At 56.3% G+C, this 17,680-nt stretch carries 15 protein-coding genes; 3 read left to right on the top strand and 12 right to left on the bottom strand.

Annotation, left to right across the window (positions count from 1 at the left end; translation table 11 throughout):
- Nucleotides 1-4: 4 nt before the first annotated feature.
- From wzyE to trxA, 11 genes are all read right to left on the bottom strand, one after another.
- Nucleotides 5-1,366: an ECA oligosaccharide polymerase gene (gene wzyE, locus FEM41_RS06610; protein ID WP_138095234.1), complete on the bottom strand. Its 1,362-nt coding sequence runs from the start codon at nucleotides 1,364-1,366 to the stop codon at nucleotides 5-7.
- A complete protein-coding gene (locus tag FEM41_RS06605) occupies nucleotides 1,363-2,442 on the bottom strand; it encodes a TDP-N-acetylfucosamine:lipid II N-acetylfucosaminyltransferase (RefSeq protein ID WP_138095233.1) in 1,080 nt (359 codons plus the stop codon). Before FEM41_RS06605 ends, wzyE begins: the two co-directional genes overlap by 4 nt.
- Nucleotides 2,439-3,689: a lipid III flippase WzxE gene (gene wzxE, locus FEM41_RS06600; protein ID WP_138095232.1), complete on the bottom strand. Its 1,251-nt coding sequence runs from the start codon at nucleotides 3,687-3,689 to the stop codon at nucleotides 2,439-2,441. Before wzxE ends, FEM41_RS06605 begins: the two co-directional genes overlap by 4 nt.
- Nucleotides 3,689-4,819, bottom strand: coding sequence for a dTDP-4-amino-4,6-dideoxygalactose transaminase (gene rffA, locus FEM41_RS06595; RefSeq protein ID WP_138095231.1), 1,131 nt, complete (start codon nucleotides 4,817-4,819; stop codon nucleotides 3,689-3,691). Before rffA ends, wzxE begins: the two co-directional genes overlap by 1 nt.
- Nucleotides 4,820-4,823: 4 nt before the next feature.
- The gene (rffC, locus tag FEM41_RS06590; RefSeq protein ID WP_138095230.1) at nucleotides 4,824-5,519 is read right to left on the bottom strand and encodes a dTDP-4-amino-4,6-dideoxy-D-galactose acyltransferase; all 696 of its coding nucleotides are present in this window, start codon (nucleotides 5,517-5,519) and stop codon (nucleotides 4,824-4,826) included.
- On the bottom strand, nucleotides 5,510-6,769 hold the full coding sequence (gene wecC, locus FEM41_RS06585) for a UDP-N-acetyl-D-mannosamine dehydrogenase (RefSeq protein ID WP_138095229.1): 1,260 nt from the start codon (nucleotides 6,767-6,769) through the stop codon (nucleotides 5,510-5,512). The genes rffC and wecC overlap by 10 nt, the downstream gene beginning before the upstream one ends.
- Nucleotides 6,769-7,896, bottom strand: coding sequence for a non-hydrolyzing UDP-N-acetylglucosamine 2-epimerase (gene wecB / locus FEM41_RS06580; protein ID WP_138095228.1), 1,128 nt, complete (start codon nucleotides 7,894-7,896; stop codon nucleotides 6,769-6,771). The genes wecC and wecB overlap by 1 nt, the downstream gene beginning before the upstream one ends.
- A 69-nt stretch (nucleotides 7,897-7,965) precedes the next feature.
- Nucleotides 7,966-9,006, bottom strand: a complete 1,041-nt coding sequence (wzzE, locus tag FEM41_RS06575) for an ECA polysaccharide chain length modulation protein (protein WP_138095227.1) — start codon at nucleotides 9,004-9,006, stop codon at nucleotides 7,966-7,968.
- Between the two features lie 12 nt (nucleotides 9,007-9,018).
- A complete protein-coding gene (gene wecA, locus FEM41_RS06570; RefSeq protein WP_138095226.1) occupies nucleotides 9,019-10,122 on the bottom strand; it encodes a UDP-N-acetylglucosamine--undecaprenyl-phosphate N-acetylglucosaminephosphotransferase in 1,104 nt (367 codons plus the stop codon).
- 242 nt (nucleotides 10,123-10,364) lie between these two features.
- On the bottom strand, nucleotides 10,365-11,624 hold the full coding sequence (gene rho / locus FEM41_RS06565) for a transcription termination factor Rho (RefSeq protein ID WP_138095225.1): 1,260 nt from the start codon (nucleotides 11,622-11,624) through the stop codon (nucleotides 10,365-10,367).
- Between the two features lie 344 nt (nucleotides 11,625-11,968).
- Complete coding sequence (gene trxA / locus FEM41_RS06560; protein WP_138095224.1) at nucleotides 11,969-12,298, bottom strand: thioredoxin TrxA; 330 nt, start codon at nucleotides 12,296-12,298, stop codon at nucleotides 11,969-11,971.
- A 179-nt stretch (nucleotides 12,299-12,477) separates the two neighbouring features.
- Between trxA and rhlB the strand changes: the two genes are divergently transcribed.
- The gene (gene rhlB / locus FEM41_RS06555) at nucleotides 12,478-13,737 is read left to right on the top strand and encodes an ATP-dependent RNA helicase RhlB (protein ID WP_138095223.1); all 1,260 of its coding nucleotides are present in this window, start codon (nucleotides 12,478-12,480) and stop codon (nucleotides 13,735-13,737) included.
- 6 nt (nucleotides 13,738-13,743) lie between these two features.
- Complete coding sequence (gene gppA, locus FEM41_RS06550; RefSeq protein ID WP_138095222.1) at nucleotides 13,744-15,234, top strand: guanosine-5'-triphosphate,3'-diphosphate diphosphatase; 1,491 nt, start codon at nucleotides 13,744-13,746, stop codon at nucleotides 15,232-15,234.
- 18 nt (nucleotides 15,235-15,252) lie between these two features.
- Here the strand turns inward: gppA and rep are convergent, their stop codons facing one another.
- Complete coding sequence (rep, locus tag FEM41_RS06545; protein WP_138095221.1) at nucleotides 15,253-17,274, bottom strand: DNA helicase Rep; 2,022 nt, start codon at nucleotides 17,272-17,274, stop codon at nucleotides 15,253-15,255.
- Between the two features lie 110 nt (nucleotides 17,275-17,384).
- On the opposite strand from rep, the gene ppiC reads away from it, so the two are divergent.
- Nucleotides 17,385-17,669, top strand: a complete 285-nt coding sequence (ppiC, locus tag FEM41_RS06540; protein WP_138095220.1) for a peptidylprolyl isomerase PpiC — start codon at nucleotides 17,385-17,387, stop codon at nucleotides 17,667-17,669.
- The last annotated feature ends 11 nt before the right edge of the window (nucleotides 17,670-17,680 follow it).

Genomic DNA, 17,680 nt, shown 5'->3' with positions numbered 1-17,680 from the left:
TGCGTTACTTATCCGTTTGTGTATAAAGCGCGTTCCGGGATGCCGCCGTGCGCTCACGGACCAGCCCAACTCGCTCGAAGGCTTTGAATAACAGCCGGGCAAGCCACAGGCATAATCCAAAGACCAACATAAAAAAGACCACCCGCGAAACAAAGGCATCCAGCCCCTCACGCGCCAGCACGATCATATTAAAGATGGCGCCGAAGCAAAAGCTGTGCAGTATCGCCGCCTTATAGCGATTATCCGTCCGGTTCCCCAGCTCATAGAGCCAGTCGAACCATTTGATAATCAGCCCCACCACCACGGCACCCGGTACGATAAGCCAGTAACCGCCCATTACCAGCAGCGAACCGATAAGCGTGGGAGAAATCGCCAGCCCCGAGTGGTTGTTCAGCACTTCCCAGGTAAAGTAGTTGGCGCTGTTCAGCACGGCAGCAGGACGCCCCGGCCACAGCCAGGAAGGAATAAAGACATAAAAGTCGCGCACGATGGGCGCCAGCCCCTGGAAATCGATCTTATCGTAGTTCTGGATCAGCAGCGCCAGGTTCTCCCAGGGCGAGAAGGTATCGCGCGTCAGATACAGGAAGGTATAAAACGCTTCGTCGCCGCTCACGTCCAGACCATAGCGCTTTAGCGCCAGCCAGAACATCCCGACTATGCCCAGCACGCCAGCGCATGCCAGCATCCACAGCGAGATCCAGCCGCGCAGAATGCCAATAAACAGGAAGATGGCGAAAGCGATAATAATATTGGCACGCGTGCCGCCCACCAGCGCGTAGGTCAGCAGACCAAACGCCACGGTACACACCAGAAACCCCAGCCAGGCGCTTTTACTCTGACGCAAAAAATAGAGCACCAGCATGGCCGGAATAAAGAAGTAGAAGAAGCGTTTAAGCGCCACGCCCGCCACCTGGCTTGAGAAAATCTCGCTGTAGGAGTGCAGTCGGAACAGCAGAAAACCGTTGAGCATAAAAAAGAGCACGACGCTGGCCAGCGCCACCGTCAACAGCAGCAGGAAGGTGAGCTGCGCTTCGACCCGATTGATATTGAGCCGTTCCGGCCGGTTGCGCTCCGCGACAGCCGATCGCAGCCGGGTTTTATAGGCGGTGTAATAGACGGCATAGAAACACCCAGCGGTCAGCAGAGCCTGCTGAAGCGCCTGGGCAGGAAGCACCTCCACGTTAAAGCGGAACACCAGCGTCATCGTTAACGGGAAGCCGAAATAGAACGTCAACAGGAACAGCAGTGAAAAGAAAACATTAAAATTAAAACGCACCCGGCGAAACTCGCGCCAGGTCACGGTACCAATAAACAGCACGGAGGCAAGCCAGATAATCATCAGACCGCCAGACTGCAGCAAACTCATGCCTTCTCTTCTCCTGATGCCACTCGCAACGCCCGCATCCAACCATCAAGGTAGTTGGGGCTAAAAAAAGTGATGCCGTTCTTATCCACACTTTTCAACTGGCGCTGCGCCTCGCGCACCACCGACTCATTAAGCGTATCACCGGTAAACAGAACCGGAATCTGCTGCTCCACCATATCCTGCCAGAAGGGATTCTTCCGGCTCAGAACGCAGGGGATCCCCGCCTGAATAAGCAGACAGAGTGTGCCTATCCCCTGCTGGCGCTCAAAGATGAAATAACCCAGATCACACTTTCGAAGCAGCGTCAGATAGGCGTCGAATGCCAGCCGATCGCGCAATATCTCCAGGCGGTCGGGACTGAACAGCTGACTTCCCGCTCGCTGTACCTCATCGATATACGCCTGATTGCCCTCGGGGTAGCCCATAGGCACCACCACACGGGCCCGATCGCCGAAGCGTTGATGGATCTCACGCAACGCCTCAACGTGTTGATTGCTGCGATCGCCGGAATTTCCCACCAGGATCTGCACAAAATCCCGCTGATTCTTCTCATTATCCAGATTGTTGAGGGACGGGTCCATCCGGGTGGGAAAATAGAGCAGTTCACCCGCCACCTGCGGATAGCGCTGGTGAAAATAGTTAAGATCGCCGCGGGTAGCGAATACCCGCCCAACCCGGCGCTGTGCCAGACGCCGCAGGCGGTAGAACAGCCGGAACTTCAGACTGGCGGAAACTTCATAAAGATCGGCGCCCCAGATATGCCAGTTAAACTGCGCCGGTTTAATGCCGCCCCACAGCAGTGCCAGCCACAGCGACTGATTAAACTGGCCATGGAACAGAAAGCGCTGGCGGCGATCGCGCCGTGCACGGGCAGTTACCGCCTGGGCCAGCGCCTTTTTCGTGGGGAATACCTCAATCGCAAGCGACGGATACGCTGCCATCAGCCCGGCATCGTCGGAAACTACCATAAAGCGCCGCCCCTGCTCCGACGCCGCCTGCGTCTGTTGAAAGAAACTGAGTACGGTATGGTTGTGGTGCGGGATGTTCGATCCCAGCACGTGAATCAGTGTCGTCATACGCGGTTACGCCACCAAAGAAATCCCAGACAGCACAGGGAGAACCAGACAATATAGGTCGCCATATAGGCCTGAGCGGCGCCCAATGCGCCATGCTCCGGTATCAGCCAGCGGGAGAAACCGGTCAACAGCGCGAACTGGCTGATTTCCGCCAGGATGTAGAGCCGCAGCGAGGCCTTCGCAATAATCAGATAGCCAAAGACATAAGCGCCGACCTTCAGTACGTCCCCCACCAGTTGCCAGGCGAACAGGTCACGCATAGCGGTAAACTTTGCCGAAAAGAGCAGCCAGATGGCGAAATCGCGCAGAACCCAGACCCCGAATCCCACCAGAGCCACCGCGGGCAGGACAAAACGCAATGCCCGACCAATTTCGCGGCTGATATCCGCCTTCGCCGTCAGCCTTGAGAGCGTCGGCAGCAGGTAAACGCTAAACGAGGCGGTAATAAACTGCAGCCAGGCGTCGGAGATGCTACTCACCCCCTGCCATATCCCGACCGTATCCCAGCCATAGCGTACCGCCAGCAGGTTACGCATCATCACATAAGCCACCGGCATGGTTACCGAGGTCATCAGCGCCATAAAGGTGAACTTGCTGAGGTTAGCCGCCGTTTCTCTGTCCCAGCAGGGTTTCAGATAGCTCAGCGGCAGATGGCGGCGGCGATGCAGGATAATCGCGCCGGGAATCACCACCAACGCAGGCACCAGCGCCAGACCCAGCAGCGCACCGGGATATCCCCCCAGACGCCAGCTTGCCAGCCACGCCAGAACCCCGATCAGGCTTCCCAGAATCAACGCCAGCGCATTACCGGCTGCATCACGAAACCCCTTGATAATCGCCAGCGACAGGTTTGCCCAGGCGATTCCTAACTGAACCAGCGCCACCAGTCGTACCAGCCCCTGATAGTCCCGCTGGCCGAACAACCCCTGACTGATGGGGCCAGACGCCAGCACAAATATCAGCGCCAGCAGAGTTGAAAAGCCCAGCACCATCGCCGAGGAGGTCCCCACCACCAGCCGAAGACGCTGTGAATCATCCAGATACTGGGCGACATACTTAGTGACGCCGTTAAAAATACCGGCACCGGCCAGTACGCCCAGCACCGTGACCAACTGGCGGAAATTCCCCGCCATCCCGACACCGCCGGGGCCGTAGGCTACCGCCAGCAGTTTCACCACCAGCAAACCCGCGCCGATCTTGACCAGCGTGGACGCCGCGGTCCACACCGAAGCCCGTGCCAGCGACATCAGGCGAAGTAGCTCTGCAGCGAATTGATCACCGTACGCTGATTGGTCGCGCTCAGATTATAGAAGAGCGGCAGGCGCAGCAGGCGCTCACTCTGGGAGGTGGTATAACGGTCTTCGCCGTGAAATCTTCCGAACGCTTCGCCCGCCGGGCTGCTGTGTAGCGGGATATAGTGGAATACTGCCAGGATTTCCGCCTCTTTCAGCCAGCTAATTAACCGACTGCGATCGTCGGCATCGCGCAGCTTTATGTAAAACATATGGGCGTTATGCATGCAGTCAGCAGGCAGGGTCAGCAGCTCAATGCGGCCTTTATCTGCCAGCGGTAGCAATGCGTCATAGTAGTTCTGCCACAGCGCCAGGCGCTGCTGATTGATGCTCTCCGCCGCTTCAAGCTGCCCCCACAGATAGGCAGCCTGAAGATCCGCCATCAGGTAACTGGAGCCGATATCGCGCCAGGTATATTTATCCACCTGGCCACGGAAGAACTGGCTGCGGTTAGTGCCCTTTTCACGAACGATCTCCGCGCGTTCTACCAGCGCCGGGTCGTTGACGAGCGTCGCTCCACCCTCGCCGCCTGCGGTGTAATTCTTGGTTTCATGAAAGCTGTAACAGCCGATATGGCCGATGGTTCCCAGTGCCCGGCCTTTATAGCTGGCCATGACGCCCTGAGCGGCATCTTCTACCACCCACAGCTTATGCTCGCGGGCGATACGCATAATGGTGTCCATTTCACAGGCCACGCCGGCATAGTGAACCGGCACGATGACCCGGGTTCGTTCGGTGATCGCCGCTTCAATTTTGGTTTCATCGATATTCATGGTATCCGGGCGGATATCCACAAAGACGATGCGCGCGCCGCGCAGTACAAAGGCATTAGCGGTGGAAACAAAGGTGTAGCTCGGCATAATCACTTCATCGCCGGGCTGAATATCGAGTAACAGCGCTGCCATCTCCAGCGAGGCAGTGCAGGACGGGGTCAGTAATACCTTAGCGCTGCCGAAGCGCTGCTCCATCCACTGCTGGCAGCGGCGGGTAAAGCCGCCGTCGCCGCACAGCTTACCGCTGCCCATCGCCGACTGGATATAGTCGACCTCTGTCCCCACGACCGGAGGTGCGTTAAACGGAATCATTTTCTCACCTGTATAACCAGTAAGCGGTGCTCTCTATCGTGGCCCCGCTCTTGATATAACGACGCAGCGCCGCCCGGTTCGCCATTTGGGTTGCTATTCGCAACCGGCTAATACCGCGCGCCACACACCACGCCTGCGCTCCCTGCATCAGTTGCGCCCCGCATCCGGGCCCCGCCAGTAACCCCATGCGCGCTTCCTCGTCATTAAGCTGACGCAGCGTCACAAAACCATGAAGCCGCTCTCCTTCGCGTACCACCAGACACTGATGGTCGAAGGTGCCCTTTACCGCGTTTTCCACCCACTGCGCATACAGGCGGCCGCTGTCCGCCTGTCCATACCAGGGAGTACGAAAACGGCTATGGGAAAAGCACTGACTGGCCATATCGCGAAGCATCGGAATATCGGCATCGTCCGCCACGCAGAGATCGGCACTCGCAGAACAACCCACAAGCGCCAGGCTCAGGTCAATTTCCCCTTCCACCAGCCGAAACCCCAACTGTTGCAGGGCATCCAGCCATTCGCAGCGTTCGGCAGGCACTTTGGCCTGCACGCGCTCAAAACGCTGCAATTCCGCCACGTCCAGCCGGGGATCGCCATCGGAAAAGCGGACAATCGCACTGGACAGACCGAAAAAATCGCTCTCCCACGACAGTCGTTCAACGCGGCCGTGAAGCGAAGCCGGCCCCTGACTCACCGCCAGACCCCTTTAGTATCCACCACCCACTGCTGGTGGATCTGTCCGGCATCCAGCGCCTTAAACGACTGGTGATCCACCAGCATAACCAGCACATCGGCACGGGCGAGTGCTTCATCAAGGTGGGTCAGTTGACAGCGCGCCAGGCTTTCCGGCAGTTCATGGATATTAGGTTCCACTACCAGCATGTCGCCACGGTGCCACCCGGCCAGCTTCCTGACAATATCCATGGCCGGGCTTTCACGCAGATCATCGATATCCGGCTTAAACGCCAGCCCAAAGCAGGCGATGGTGACATCATCGGCACAGTGCCCGCTCGCATTCAGACAGTCCGCCACGGCCGCCTTCACCTGGCCAATCACCCATTCGGGTTTGCTGTCGTTGACATCACGGGCGGTACGAATCAGCCGCGCCTGTTGCGGGTTCTGGGCCACGATAAACCAGGGATCGACCGCGATGCAGTGCCCGCCAACGCCCGGCCCGGGCTGCAAAATATTGACCCGCGGATGGCGGTTAGCCAGCCGGATAAGTTCCCAGACATCAATACCCTGGTCTGCGCAAATCAGCGAAAGCTCGTTCGCGAAGGCGATATTCACATCCCGAAAGCTGTTCTCGGTCAGTTTGCACATCTCCGCCGTACGGGCATTCGTTACCACGCACTCCCCTTCCAGAAAGATGCGATAGAGTTCGCTGGCGCGTGCCGAACAGGCTGGCGTCATACCGCCAATTACCCGGTCGTTGCTAATCAGCTCTTCCATAATCCGGCCAGGCAATACCCGCTCCGGACAGTAGGCGATATTAACATCCGCCGCCTCTCCCACCTGCTGGGGGAAGGTAAGATCCTGGCGCAGTGCCGCCAGCCATTCCGCCATAGTTTCCGTGGTGCCCACCGGCGAGGTGGACTCCAGAATCACCAGCGATCCCTTCTTCAGTACCGGCGCGATGGATTCCACCGCCGAGCGGACATATGCCATGTCTGGCTTATGGCCCTCCATAAACGGCGTCGGTACCGCGATCAGAAAAGCATCGGCCTCGACTGGTGTGTTACGGGCACTCAGATAGCCCTTCTCTACGGCGGTTTTCACCACTCGTCCCAGCTCTGGTTCGACAATGTGGATCTCGCCACGGTTAATGGTTTCCACCGCCCGGGTATTGATATCCACGCCGATCACGCGCTGACGACGTGATGCAAAAGCTGCCGCTGTGGGCAGCCCGATATATCCCAGTCCAATCACTGAGATAATTTCAAAACTCATTATTTCACCTGACTGGTTTTCAACGCGCTGATAATACGCTGGCAGGCCTCGCCATCACCATAGGGGTTATGCGCCCGACTCATCGTCAGATAAGCCTCTTCGTCTTTCAGCAGTTGATTAACCTCATCCACAATAGTGCGGGTATGGGTGCCAACCAGCCGTACAGTGCCAGCGCTTACTGCCTCTGGTCGTTCGGTGGTTTCACGCATGACCAGCACCGGTTTACCCAGCGACGGGGCCTCTTCCTGAATACCGCCGGAGTCCGTCAGAATCAGATACGCATGCTGCATCAGCCAGACAAACGGCAGATAGTCCTGAGGGGCAATCAGATGAATATTCCCGACATGCCCCAGAATGCGATTAACCGGCTCGCTAACGTTAGGGTTCAGATGTACCGGATAGACAATTTGCACATCCGGATTATCCGCCGCCACCTGAGCCAAAGCGTGGCAGATCTGCTCAAAACCGCTGCCAAAGCTTTCGCGGCGGTGGCCGGTAACCAGAATCATTTTGCGCTGCGGCTCCAGGAAGGGATAAGCGCTACTCAGCGCTCTGTGCTGCGCTTCGTCGTTCAGCACTCGATCGCGTACCGACAGCAGCGCATCAACCACCGTATTGCCGGTGACGAAGATCCGATTATCGGCAATATTTTCGCGCAGCAGGTTCTGGCGCGAGGGCTCGGTAGGCGCAAAATGGTACATCGCCAGATGTCCGGTCAACGTGCGGTTGGCCTCTTCCGGCCAGGGCGAATAGAGATCGCCGGTACGTAGTCCCGCCTCGACGTGCCCAACGGGAATCTGCTGATAAAAGGCCGCCAGACTGGCGGCCACTGTTGTCGTGGTGTCGCCATGAACCAGCACTACATCCGGACTAAAATCCTCCAGAACGGGTTTCAGCCCTTCCAGGATACGGCAGGTGATCTCCGTCAGCCCCTGCCCCGGCTTCATAATATTAAGGTCAAAGTCGGGTTGAATGGAAAAAAGCGTGAGTACCTGATCCAGCATTTCACGGTGCTGCGCGGTAACGCAGACCCGAGCATCGAAGAAAGGATCCTCTGCCAGGGCGTGGACCAGCGGCGCCATTTTAATGGCCTCAGGACGCGTGCCGAAAACGGTCAAGACTTTCACGATAGTGCTCTCTCTGGGTTAATTACAGATGAAGAGATCGTCAGGATCCCTTCATCATATTCTGGCTCATCAGACGCGTGGACGGCGGGCTAATGTAACACCGGCTCCCGCCAGGGCGCCGACAATACCCCACATCACCAGCAGGAAGGTGCGACGCGGGCTGTCGCGACGTACGGGCTCTTCCGGCGTGCGCAGATAGCGATAGGTCTGGAAACGCGGTTCCAGCTCGGGGCCCGCTTTAAGCGTGGTCAGCATCGCCCTGTCTCTATCGTAATCAACCTCATAAGTAGGCCCTGTCGCCTGCAGATTTTCCAGACGGGCCTGCAGCATCGGGCGTCCCAGGATAAAAAGTTCGGACTCAGGCAGTTCGTTAGCAGGCACATCCGCTTCGCTGCGGCTGATATTGTGCTGCTCTGCGACTTTCAGCGCCTGCTCCAGGCTGTGAACCCGACGATCGTAGATAGACTGCGCGACAGCTTCCTGACGTTTAACCTGCGCCTGAATCTGTACAATGCGCGCATCCCAGGCGCCTTTCAGCTCATCATTCAGATGCTTAGCAGCCCGCTGGCTGGCAAAGGCGACATACTGACGCAGCAGATTATTGGCATCCGCCGCGGTTTCGGCAATCAGCTTAACGCTGTCGTTTAAATTGCGGGTAACGTCTCCGGCAGTGAACTGAATATTGCCAATCATTTCATTGAGCAGGGCGGCATCCGCCTTACTGTTCCCCGACTGGCGCTGCCGGTAGTAATCGGTCTGCTGCCAGAACTCACGACGGGTATCCCAGGAGGCCAGTTGCATGGTGAACTCTTTGTAGGCTTCATCCATTGCCGAAGGCTGATCAACCGGCGTCGAACCCGCGCGGGCGTCGAGATTGCTCAGGAACTGCTGCTGCGAATAGTAGCCGCCCAGCATATTGACGGTAGGGCGATCGGTTATTGCGGTAGAACTCCACTCCTGGCGCGCAAAAAAGGTGTACACCAGAGCAGCCAGGGCGAACAGTAAAGTGCCGCAAACAATCCAGAATTTTCCCCGCCACAGCGTACAAAACAGGCCACGAACGTCCAGCTCGTTATCGGTTACCGGATCTCCGGACATATGTTGTCTCATCACTTCCCCTGCTTATTTGCTCAGGCCAGGACTCTTATCATTATTACGGCGGATGCGGCGCTTGGTGCGCTTGATAAAGCGGGCCACTTTCCAGGCGCGTTTAATGCAGTAGCCGTAGAGCATAAATGCAAGCAAGAACAGTGCCAGCATTACCCATTCAGGAACAAAGTGTAGATACTCCCCGACCACACCGATGGCTGCCAACAGCGCTGCGGCAAGCGTTATCAGCACGAAGGCCTGTCGTGAAGTGAAACCCGCACGCATGATGAGATGATGGATATGCTGGCGATCTGCCGAGAAGGGGCTCATCCCCTTGCGCAGGCGGCGGTACATGATGGCCACCATATCCATGAGTGGGATGGCGATAATCCACAAAGCGGTAACCGGGCTGATAGGATGGGTTTTCCCCTGGGTGGTCTCCAGCAGAATCCAGATAACGGTAAAACCAATGAGGGTGCTACCGGCATCGCCCATAAAGACTTTATAGCGACGTCCCAGAATACCTAAGTTTAACAGGATATAAGGCACAATCGCTGCAATCATGGCGAAACACCACATCGCAAGACTAATCTGACCGTCGAACCACAGGATGATGCCCATGGCAGCGAAAGAGACGCAGGACAAGCCGCCTAACAGCCCATCGATACCATCCACCATATTGAAGGCGTTAATGGCGGCCCAGACGGCAAACAGGGTAAGAAAATATCCAAAAGGCCCTAATACCAGTTCCCATGAGCCGAAAATATATCCCAGGCTACTCAGATAAAGCTTGCCGACCACCATCATAATAATGCCGATCAGCGCCTGGATTGTGGCCCGGATTTTTACACTGATATCAAATCGGTCATCCAGAGCTCCCACCAGCACCAGAACGCCGGCACAGCCCAGATAAAGGGCGGCATGAGGAATGTAGTAATCCGCCAGCCAGAATGTAAAGCAGACCCCCACATAAACCGATATTCCCCCCACCAGCGGTATCAACCCCTGGTGGCGTTTTCGGAAGTTAGGCTTATCGACCAGGCCAATTTTTTTAGCCACTTTACGGGCGAAAAAAAGAAAGATGGTGGTGAACAGAAAAATACTGAACAATTCAGCACCAGCGGAGACTAAATTCACAATGAGCGCTCTCTGCAAAATGTACGTTCAGCGCCAGTATACCCATCGAAGGCTTCCCCATGAAGAGGAGTCTCGGATACGGCTGAACAGACGGCGTTTTATTTTCAACGAGGCCTATGACCTTCTACCCTGCCAAAGGTATCGTCCATGAAGCCTGCAAATATAACAGCCAGAGCGTAATCCTATAAAGCAGAAAAGAAAAACGCCACGTCAAAACGTGGCGTTCCCCGAGTTTTCCGCAACTATGAACGCTTCATCATGTCGAAGAAATCATCGTTGGTTTTGGTCATCGCGAGCTTGTTGATCAGGAATTCCATCGCATCGATTTCGCCCATCGGGTGAATAATCTTACGCAGAATCCACATCTTCTGTAGCTCTTCCTGAGTGGTGAGCAGCTCTTCTTTACGGGTACCGGAACGGTTGTAATCGATGGCCGGGAAGACGCGTTTCTCTGCAATCTTACGGGAGAGGTGCAGCTCCATATTACCGGTGCCTTTGAACTCTTCGTAGATCACTTCATCCATCTTCGATCCGGTATCGATCAGCGCCGTCGCGATAATGGTCAGGCTACCGCCCTCTTCCACATTACGCGCAGCACCGAAGAAGCGCTTAGGACGGTGCAGGGCATTGGCATCCACACCACCGGTCAGCACCTTGCCGGACGCCGGAACCACGGTGTTATAAGCACGCGCCAGACGGGTAATGGAGTCGAGCAGAATAATGACATCTTTCTTGTGCTCGACCAGGCGCTTGGCTTTTTCAATGACCATCTCGGCAACCTGCACGTGACGGGAAGCCGGCTCGTCAAAGGTCGAAGCAATGACTTCGCCTTTTACCAGACGCTGCATCTCCGTCACTTCTTCCGGACGTTCATCGATCAGCAGCACCATCAGAACACAGTCAGGATGGTTATAAGCGATGCTCTGCGCAATATTCTGCAGCAGCATGGTTTTACCGGCTTTCGGCGGTGCGACAATCAGGCCACGCTGGCCGCGACCGATTGGCGATGCCAGATCCAGTACGCGAGCGGTCAGATCTTCGGTAGAACCGTTGCCGCGCTCCATACGCAGGCGCGAATTAGCGTGCAGCGGCGTCAGGTTTTCAAACAGAATTTTGCTACGGGCGTTTTCCGGCTTATCGAAGTTAACCTCATTTACCTTCAGCAGCGCGAAATAACGCTCACCCTCTTTCGGGGGACGGATTTTCCCGGCGATGGTATCACCAGTGCGAAGATTAAAGCGGCGAATTTGGCTGGGGGAAACGTAGATATCATCGGGGCCGGCGAGGTAGGAGCTGTCTGCGGAGCGGAGGAAACCAAATCCATCCTGCAAGATCTCCAGCACCCCATCGCCGAAGATATCCTCGCCGCTCTTCGCGTGCTGTTTGAGGATAGCAAAGATGATGTCCTGCTTGCGCATGCGGGCCAGGTTTTCCAGTCCCATGCTTTCGCCGAGAGTAATCAGCTCAGAAACCGGCGTATTTTTTAATTCGGTAAGATTCATAATGGTGGGTTCTTAAACTCGGGGTATATCTCGAACATAAAGTGTGAATGGTATGGCAGGAAGTCCATGCCTGTTAATGGCCTTTCACCCCATGTCCGATCGCGGTCTGGTAACAGAAACGCACAGAACTGAAACGACAAGACGGATTGGGTAACGGGCCCGAAATCGACTCCATGATCCCTCGCCTGCGGTACAACACCAACAGCTAGCGAAGAGTCTCGGGTATTACAAGATTTAAAACTCAGGGTAAGTTCAAAATGCAGTCTGGTTAACTTAGCACGACTGATGCAGGCCGTCCAGCTATCCGAATAACTTTCGGACGCCGGACGATCTGCCGGGTTCTGTTACGCCAGATTAGCGTCCAGGAACTCTTTCAGCTGCCCTTTGGACAGCGCGCCCACTTTAGTGGCCGCCACGTTGCCGTCTTTAAACAGCAGCAGTGTGGGGATACCACGGATACCGTACTTAGGCGCGGTTGCCGGGTTCTCATCGATATTCAGCTTAGTGACTTGCAGTTTGCCTTCGTACTCTCCGGCGATTTCGTCCAGAATGGGGGCGATCATTTTGCACGGACCGCACCACTCTGCCCAGAAATCAACCAGCACCAGCCCTTCTGCCTTAAGTACGTCCGTGTCGAAACTGTCGTCAGTCAGGTGAATAATTTTATCGCTCATACTTAACTCCACAGGATTATGCCTGGTTTGTTGGTCTAAATTTAGGCTGTGTCTCATCATTACCTGCCAGCGACGCCGGAAGAGAATGGTGAGGCACAGCCCAACCAACATTTTTGGTTGACTTTATTTCACCGGATACGCTTTCGTAAAGCAATAGTAAGCTGATATTCTACCACACTATGAGCAAAACACATTTAACTGAACAGAAGTTTTCCGACTTCGCCCTGCACCCTAAGGTGGTTGAAGCCCTTGAATCAAAAGGGTTTTACAACTGTACTCCTATCCAGGCGCTGTCGCTTCCGCTGACCCTTGCGGGACGCGATGTGGCAGGGCAGGCGCAAACCGGTACCGGGAAAACGATGGCGTTTCTGACGTCAACGTTTCATTATTTACTCTCACACCCCGCGCCGGAAGGCCGTCAGGTCAATCAACCGCGTGCGCTGATTATGGCGCCCACCCGCGAGCTGGCGGTACAAATTCACTCCGACGCAGAACCGCTGGCGGAAGCGACTGGTCTGAAGCTGGGCCTGGCCTACGGTGGAGACGGCTACGATAAGCAGCTAAAAGTGCTGGAAAAAGGCGTTGATATCCTGATCGGCACCACCGGTCGTCTTATCGATTACACCAAGCAGAATCATGTAAACCTGGGCGCAATCCAGGTGGTGGTTCTGGACGAAGCCGATCGCATGTACGATCTTGGCTTTATTAAAGATATTCGCTGGTTGTTCCGCCGTATGCCGCAGGCAACCGAACGCCTGAACATGCTCTACTCCGCCACGCTTTCCTACCGCGTACGCGAACTGGCGTTCGAACAGATGAACAACGCCGAATATATTGAAGTGGAACCCGAGCAGAAAACCGGCCACCGTATTAAGGAAGAGCTGTTCTATCCTTCCAATGAAGAGAAAATGCGCCTGCTGCAGACGCTGATCGAAGAAGAGTGGCCGGACCGCGCCATTATCTTCGCCAACACCAAGCATCGCTGCGAGCAGATCTGGGGCCATCTGGCTGCAGACGGTCATCGCGTTGGTCTGCTGACCGGCGACGTCCCGCAGAAAAAGCGCCTGCGTATTCTGGATGAATTCACCCGCGGCGATCTGGATATTCTGGTCGCGACCGACGTTGCGGCCCGCGGCCTGCATATTCCTGCCGTCACCCATGTCTTTAACTACGATCTGCCGGACGACTGTGAAGATTACGTTCACCGTATCGGTCGCACCGGACGCGCGGGCGCCAGCGGCCATTCGATTAGCCTGGCCTGTGAGGAGTATGCCCTCAACCTGCCAGCCATCGAAACCTATATCGGCCATGCCATTCCGGTCAGCAAGTACAACCCGGATGCCTTGCTTAGCGAGCTGCCGCCGCCGAAAAAGCTGGTGCGTAACCGTTCCGGCAACGGTCCGCGTCGTAACGCTCCGCGTAACCGCCGCCGTAGCTAATTCACTATGCAAAATACCTCCACGCTCTATGCGGCTATCGACCTCGGCTCCAACAGCTTTCATATGCTGGTGGTCAGGGAGGTAGCGGGTAGCATCCAGACGCTAACCCGCATTAAACGTAAGGTCCGGCTGGCTGCCGGGCTGAACAGCGACAACAGCCTCTCTGCAGAGGCTATGGCGCGCGGCTGGCAGTGTCTGCAACTGTTTGCCGAACGGCTGCAGGATATTCCCCACGCTCAGATCCGGGTGGTGGCGACCGCCACGCTGCGCCTGGCGACGAACGCCAGCGAATTTATTCAGCGAGCGCAGGAGATTCTGGGCTGTCCGGTACAGGTCATTAGCGGCGAAGAAGAGGCGCGCCTGATCTATCAGGGCGTGGCTCATACCACCGGCGGTGACGATCGTCGACTGGTGGTGGATATCGGCGGCGCCAGCACCGAGCTGGTTACCGGCAGCGGCGCTCACAGTACATCGCTGTTCAGTCTGCCCATGGGCTGCGTCACCTGGCTCGAGCGCTATTTCAGCGATCGCAGCCTGACCACCGAGAACTTCGCGGCCGCCGAGCGTGCCGCCCGGAAAGTTCTGCTGCCGGTCGTGGATGAGTTAAAACGACACGGCTGGCACGCCTGCGTTGGCGCTTCCGGCACGGTTCAGGCGCTACAGGAAATCATGATGGCGCAGGGAATGGATGAACGCATCACCCTGACCAAACTGCAGCAGTTAAAGCAACGCGCCATTCAGTGCGGGCGTCTTGAAGAGCTGGAGATTGAAGGGCTGACCCTGGAGCGAGCGCTGGTATTCCCCAGCGGGCTTGCCATATTGATCGCTATCTTCGACGCCATGAAGATCGACTGTATGACCCTGGCTGGCGGCGCGCTGCGCGAAGGGCTGGTCTACGGTATGCTTCATCTGCCGGTGGACCAGGATATCCGTGACCGTACGCTGCATACTCTCCAGCGCCGCTTTATGGTGGATGCCGACCAGGCCACCCGGGTGCAGCGGCTGGCGACCTGCCTGTCGCGGCAGATTGCCGATGACTGGCAGCTGGATCCGCTCAGCCTGGAGTTGTTAAGTAGCGCCTGCCAACTGCATGAGATCGGGCTAAGCATCGATTTTAAGCAGGCGCCAAAACACGCGGCGTATCTGGTGCATAATCTCGATCTGCCCGGCTTTACGCCCGCCCAGAAGAAGCTACTGGCCACCCTGCTGCTCAACCAGACCAACCCGGTGGATCTCTCTTCCCTGCATCAGCAGAACGCCGTGCCGCCGCGCCTGGCGGAACGCCTGTGCCGTCTGCTGCGGCTGGCGATCATCTTCGCCAGTCGGCGCCGGGACGATTGCGTTCCCGAGCTAACTCTGGCGGCGAAGGAAGAGACATTAGCGCTAACGTTACCCGCCAGCTGGCTGACCCGGCACCCTCTGGGCGCCGAGATGCTACAACAGGAAATACTGTGGCAGAGCTATGTCCACTGGCCGCTGGAGATTCATCACAGCTAAAGGAGAACGCGCGGTCTGTTAACCGCCGCGCGCTTTCGCCAGCATCTCTTTCAGATTTGCGACATTAGCCTGCCCCTTCTGCATCCGCTCCTGAGCGCTGACCGGCTTACGTTCCGTTTCCCAGACAAGATCGTCCTGAGGCAGTTCCAGCAAAAAACGGCTGGGCTCAGGCCGTATCAGTTCGCCATACTGACGCCGCTCTTTACAGAGCGTAAAGGTCAGCTCTTTTTGAGCCCGGGTGATGCCCACGTAGGCCAGCCGCCGCTCTTCATCGATATTATCTTCATCGATACTGCTCTGGTGCGGCAACAGCCCTTCTTCCATACCGACCAGGTAGACATAGGGGAACTCCAGCCCTTTTGAAGCATGCAGGGTCATCAACTGCACCTGGTCCAGCTCTTCATCGTTTTCGCCACGCTCCATCATCTCGCGCAACGTAAAGCGAGTGACGACCTGAGTCAGGGTCATCGGCTCTTCCAGATCGCTCCCTTCCAGCATCTCAGTCATCCAGCTGAACAGCTGGTTGACGTTTTTCATCCGCATTTCAGCGGCCTTCGGGCTGGGAGAGGTCTCGTAGAGCCAGGATTCATAATCAATACCGTGAATGAGATCGCGAACTGCGGCCACCGGTTCGCGTTCCGCAAGCCCCGCCACTTCACCCAGCCAGTGGGTGAAGCGCTGTAGCGCCTCCAGGCCACGACCGGTCAAAGTCTGGCTCAGCCCTAAATCAAAGCTGGCGTTAAACATGCTTTTATTACGCTGATTCGCCCACTCCCCCAGCTTCTGCAGGGTTGCCGGTCCAATCTCGCGGCGCGGGGTGTTGACGATGCGCAGAAAGGCGCTGTCATCATCGGGGTTCGTCAGTACCCGCAGGTAGGCCAGCAGATCCTTAATTTCCGGACGCGAAAAGAAAGAAGTGCCGCCGGAAATACGGTAGGGAATGCGGTTCTGCATCAGCAGCTTTTCGAACACCCGGGACTGGTGATTGCCGCGGTAAAGGATGGCGTAATCCTTATACTGGGTCTTATTAATAAAGTGGTGGGCAATCAGCTCACCGGCAACCCGTTCAGCTTCGTGTTCTTCGTGGCTGGCAGTAACGACCTTCAGCTCCACGCCATAGCCCAGTTCGGAAAACAACCGCTTTTCAAACACGTGCGGGTTATTGGCAATCAGAATATTGGCCGCTTTCAGAATGCGACCAGAGGAGCGATAGTTCTGCTCCAGCTTGATCACCCGCAGCGCAGGGAAGTCTTTATTCAACAGCACCAGGTTCTGCGGCCGGGCACCACGCCAGGAATAGATAGACTGGTCATCATCCCCCACTACGGTAAAGCGCGCCCGGGTTCCTGCCAGCAGCTTAACCAGCTCATACTGGCTGGTATTGGTATCCTGGTACTCATCCACCAGCAGATAACGGATGCGATTCTGCCAGCGTTCGCGCACCTCTTCATTACAGCGCAGCAGCAGCGTGGGTAGCAGGATCAGATCGTCAAAGTCCAGTACGTTGCAGGCCTTGAGATGCGCATCATAAAGCCCGTAACAGTGCGCGAACAGTTTGTCGCGTTCGCTACGCGCCTGAGCGGCGGCCTGGGCTGGCATCAGCAGATCGTTTTTCCAGTTGGAGATGGTCGAGATCAGCTGTGAGAGCAGATCTTTATCCTGCTCCAGCCACTCATCCGTCAGCTCTTTCAGCAGCGCCATCTGATCGGTATCGTCAAACAGCGAAAAGTTGGACTTCATCCCCAGCGCCGCATACTCGCGCTTAATAATCTCCAGCCCGAGGGTATGGAAGGTGGAGATCATCAGCCCCCGAGCCTCTTTGCGTCCCAGGGTCTGGGCCACACGCTCTTTCATCTCGCGCGCGGCTTTATTGGTAAAGGTCACCGCCGCAATATGGCGCGCCTGATAGCCACAACCGTGGATCAGGTGGGCGATTTTATTGGTAATCACGCGCGTCTTACCGGATCCGGCTCCCGCCAGAACCAGGCAAGGACCGGTAACAAACTCGACGGCTTCTTGTTGGGCGGGATTCAGACGCATAACAACCTGCTCAATAGATAAACGGGGTGAGGATTGTAGCAGAAAGCCTGCCCGTGATTGATAGCGGATGGTAGAGTTATAGCTAAGTGATTATCTGACGGAGAGAAATAATGGCCAGAACCGCGGCGGCTCTACATATTCTGGTGAAAACCGAAGCCAAAGCCCAGGAAATTATGGAACAGTTGGAGAAAGGGAAAAGCTTCGATCACCTAGCTAAACGCTATTCCAGCTGCCCTTCCGGACGCAACGGCGGCGATCTCGGGGAATTCCACCAGGGTGCGATGGTCGCCTCCTTCGATAAAGCGGTGCTCAGCAGCGCTCCGCTGCTTAAGCCTTACGGACCGGTAAAAACGAAATTCGGCTGGCACATTATTAAGGTGCTGTACCGGAGGTAAAAGCATCAACG

It is taken from the genome of Jejubacter calystegiae (assembly GCF_005671395.1).
Taxonomy (GTDB): Bacteria; Pseudomonadota; Gammaproteobacteria; order Enterobacterales; family Enterobacteriaceae; genus Jejubacter; species Jejubacter calystegiae.
This window is presented reverse-complemented; position numbering and strand designations above follow the sequence as displayed.

Bases quoted from the DNA above. Each gene is read 5' to 3' on its own strand.
- rffA (WP_138095231.1), bottom strand. From the start codon at position 4,819: ATGATTCCGTTTAACGCACCTCCGGTCGTGGGGACAGAGGTCGACTAT.
- gppA (WP_138095222.1), top strand. From the start codon at position 13,744: ATGCAAAATACCTCCACGCTCTATGCGGCTATCGACCTCGGCTCCAAC.
- wecC (WP_138095229.1), bottom strand. From the start codon at position 6,769: ATGAGTTTTGAAATTATCTCAGTGATTGGACTGGGATATATCGGGCTG.
- wzzE (WP_138095227.1), bottom strand. From the start codon at position 9,006: ATGAGACAACATATGTCCGGAGATCCGGTAACCGATAACGAGCTGGAC.
- rep (WP_138095221.1), bottom strand. From the start codon at position 17,274: ATGCGTCTGAATCCCGCCCAACAAGAAGCCGTCGAGTTTGTTACCGGT.
- rho (WP_138095225.1), bottom strand. From the start codon at position 11,624: ATGAATCTTACCGAATTAAAAAATACGCCGGTTTCTGAGCTGATTACT.
- trxA (WP_138095224.1), bottom strand. From the start codon at position 12,298: ATGAGCGATAAAATTATTCACCTGACTGACGACAGTTTCGACACGGAC.
- FEM41_RS06605 (WP_138095233.1), bottom strand. From the start codon at position 2,442: ATGACGACACTGATTCACGTGCTGGGATCGAACATCCCGCACCACAAC.
- ppiC (WP_138095220.1), top strand. From the start codon at position 17,385: ATGGCCAGAACCGCGGCGGCTCTACATATTCTGGTGAAAACCGAAGCC.
- wzyE (WP_138095234.1), bottom strand. From the start codon at position 1,366: ATGAGTTTGCTGCAGTCTGGCGGTCTGATGATTATCTGGCTTGCCTCC.
- wzxE (WP_138095232.1), bottom strand. From the start codon at position 3,689: ATGTCGCTGGCACGGGCTTCGGTGTGGACCGCGGCGTCCACGCTGGTC.
- rhlB (WP_138095223.1), top strand. From the start codon at position 12,478: ATGAGCAAAACACATTTAACTGAACAGAAGTTTTCCGACTTCGCCCTG.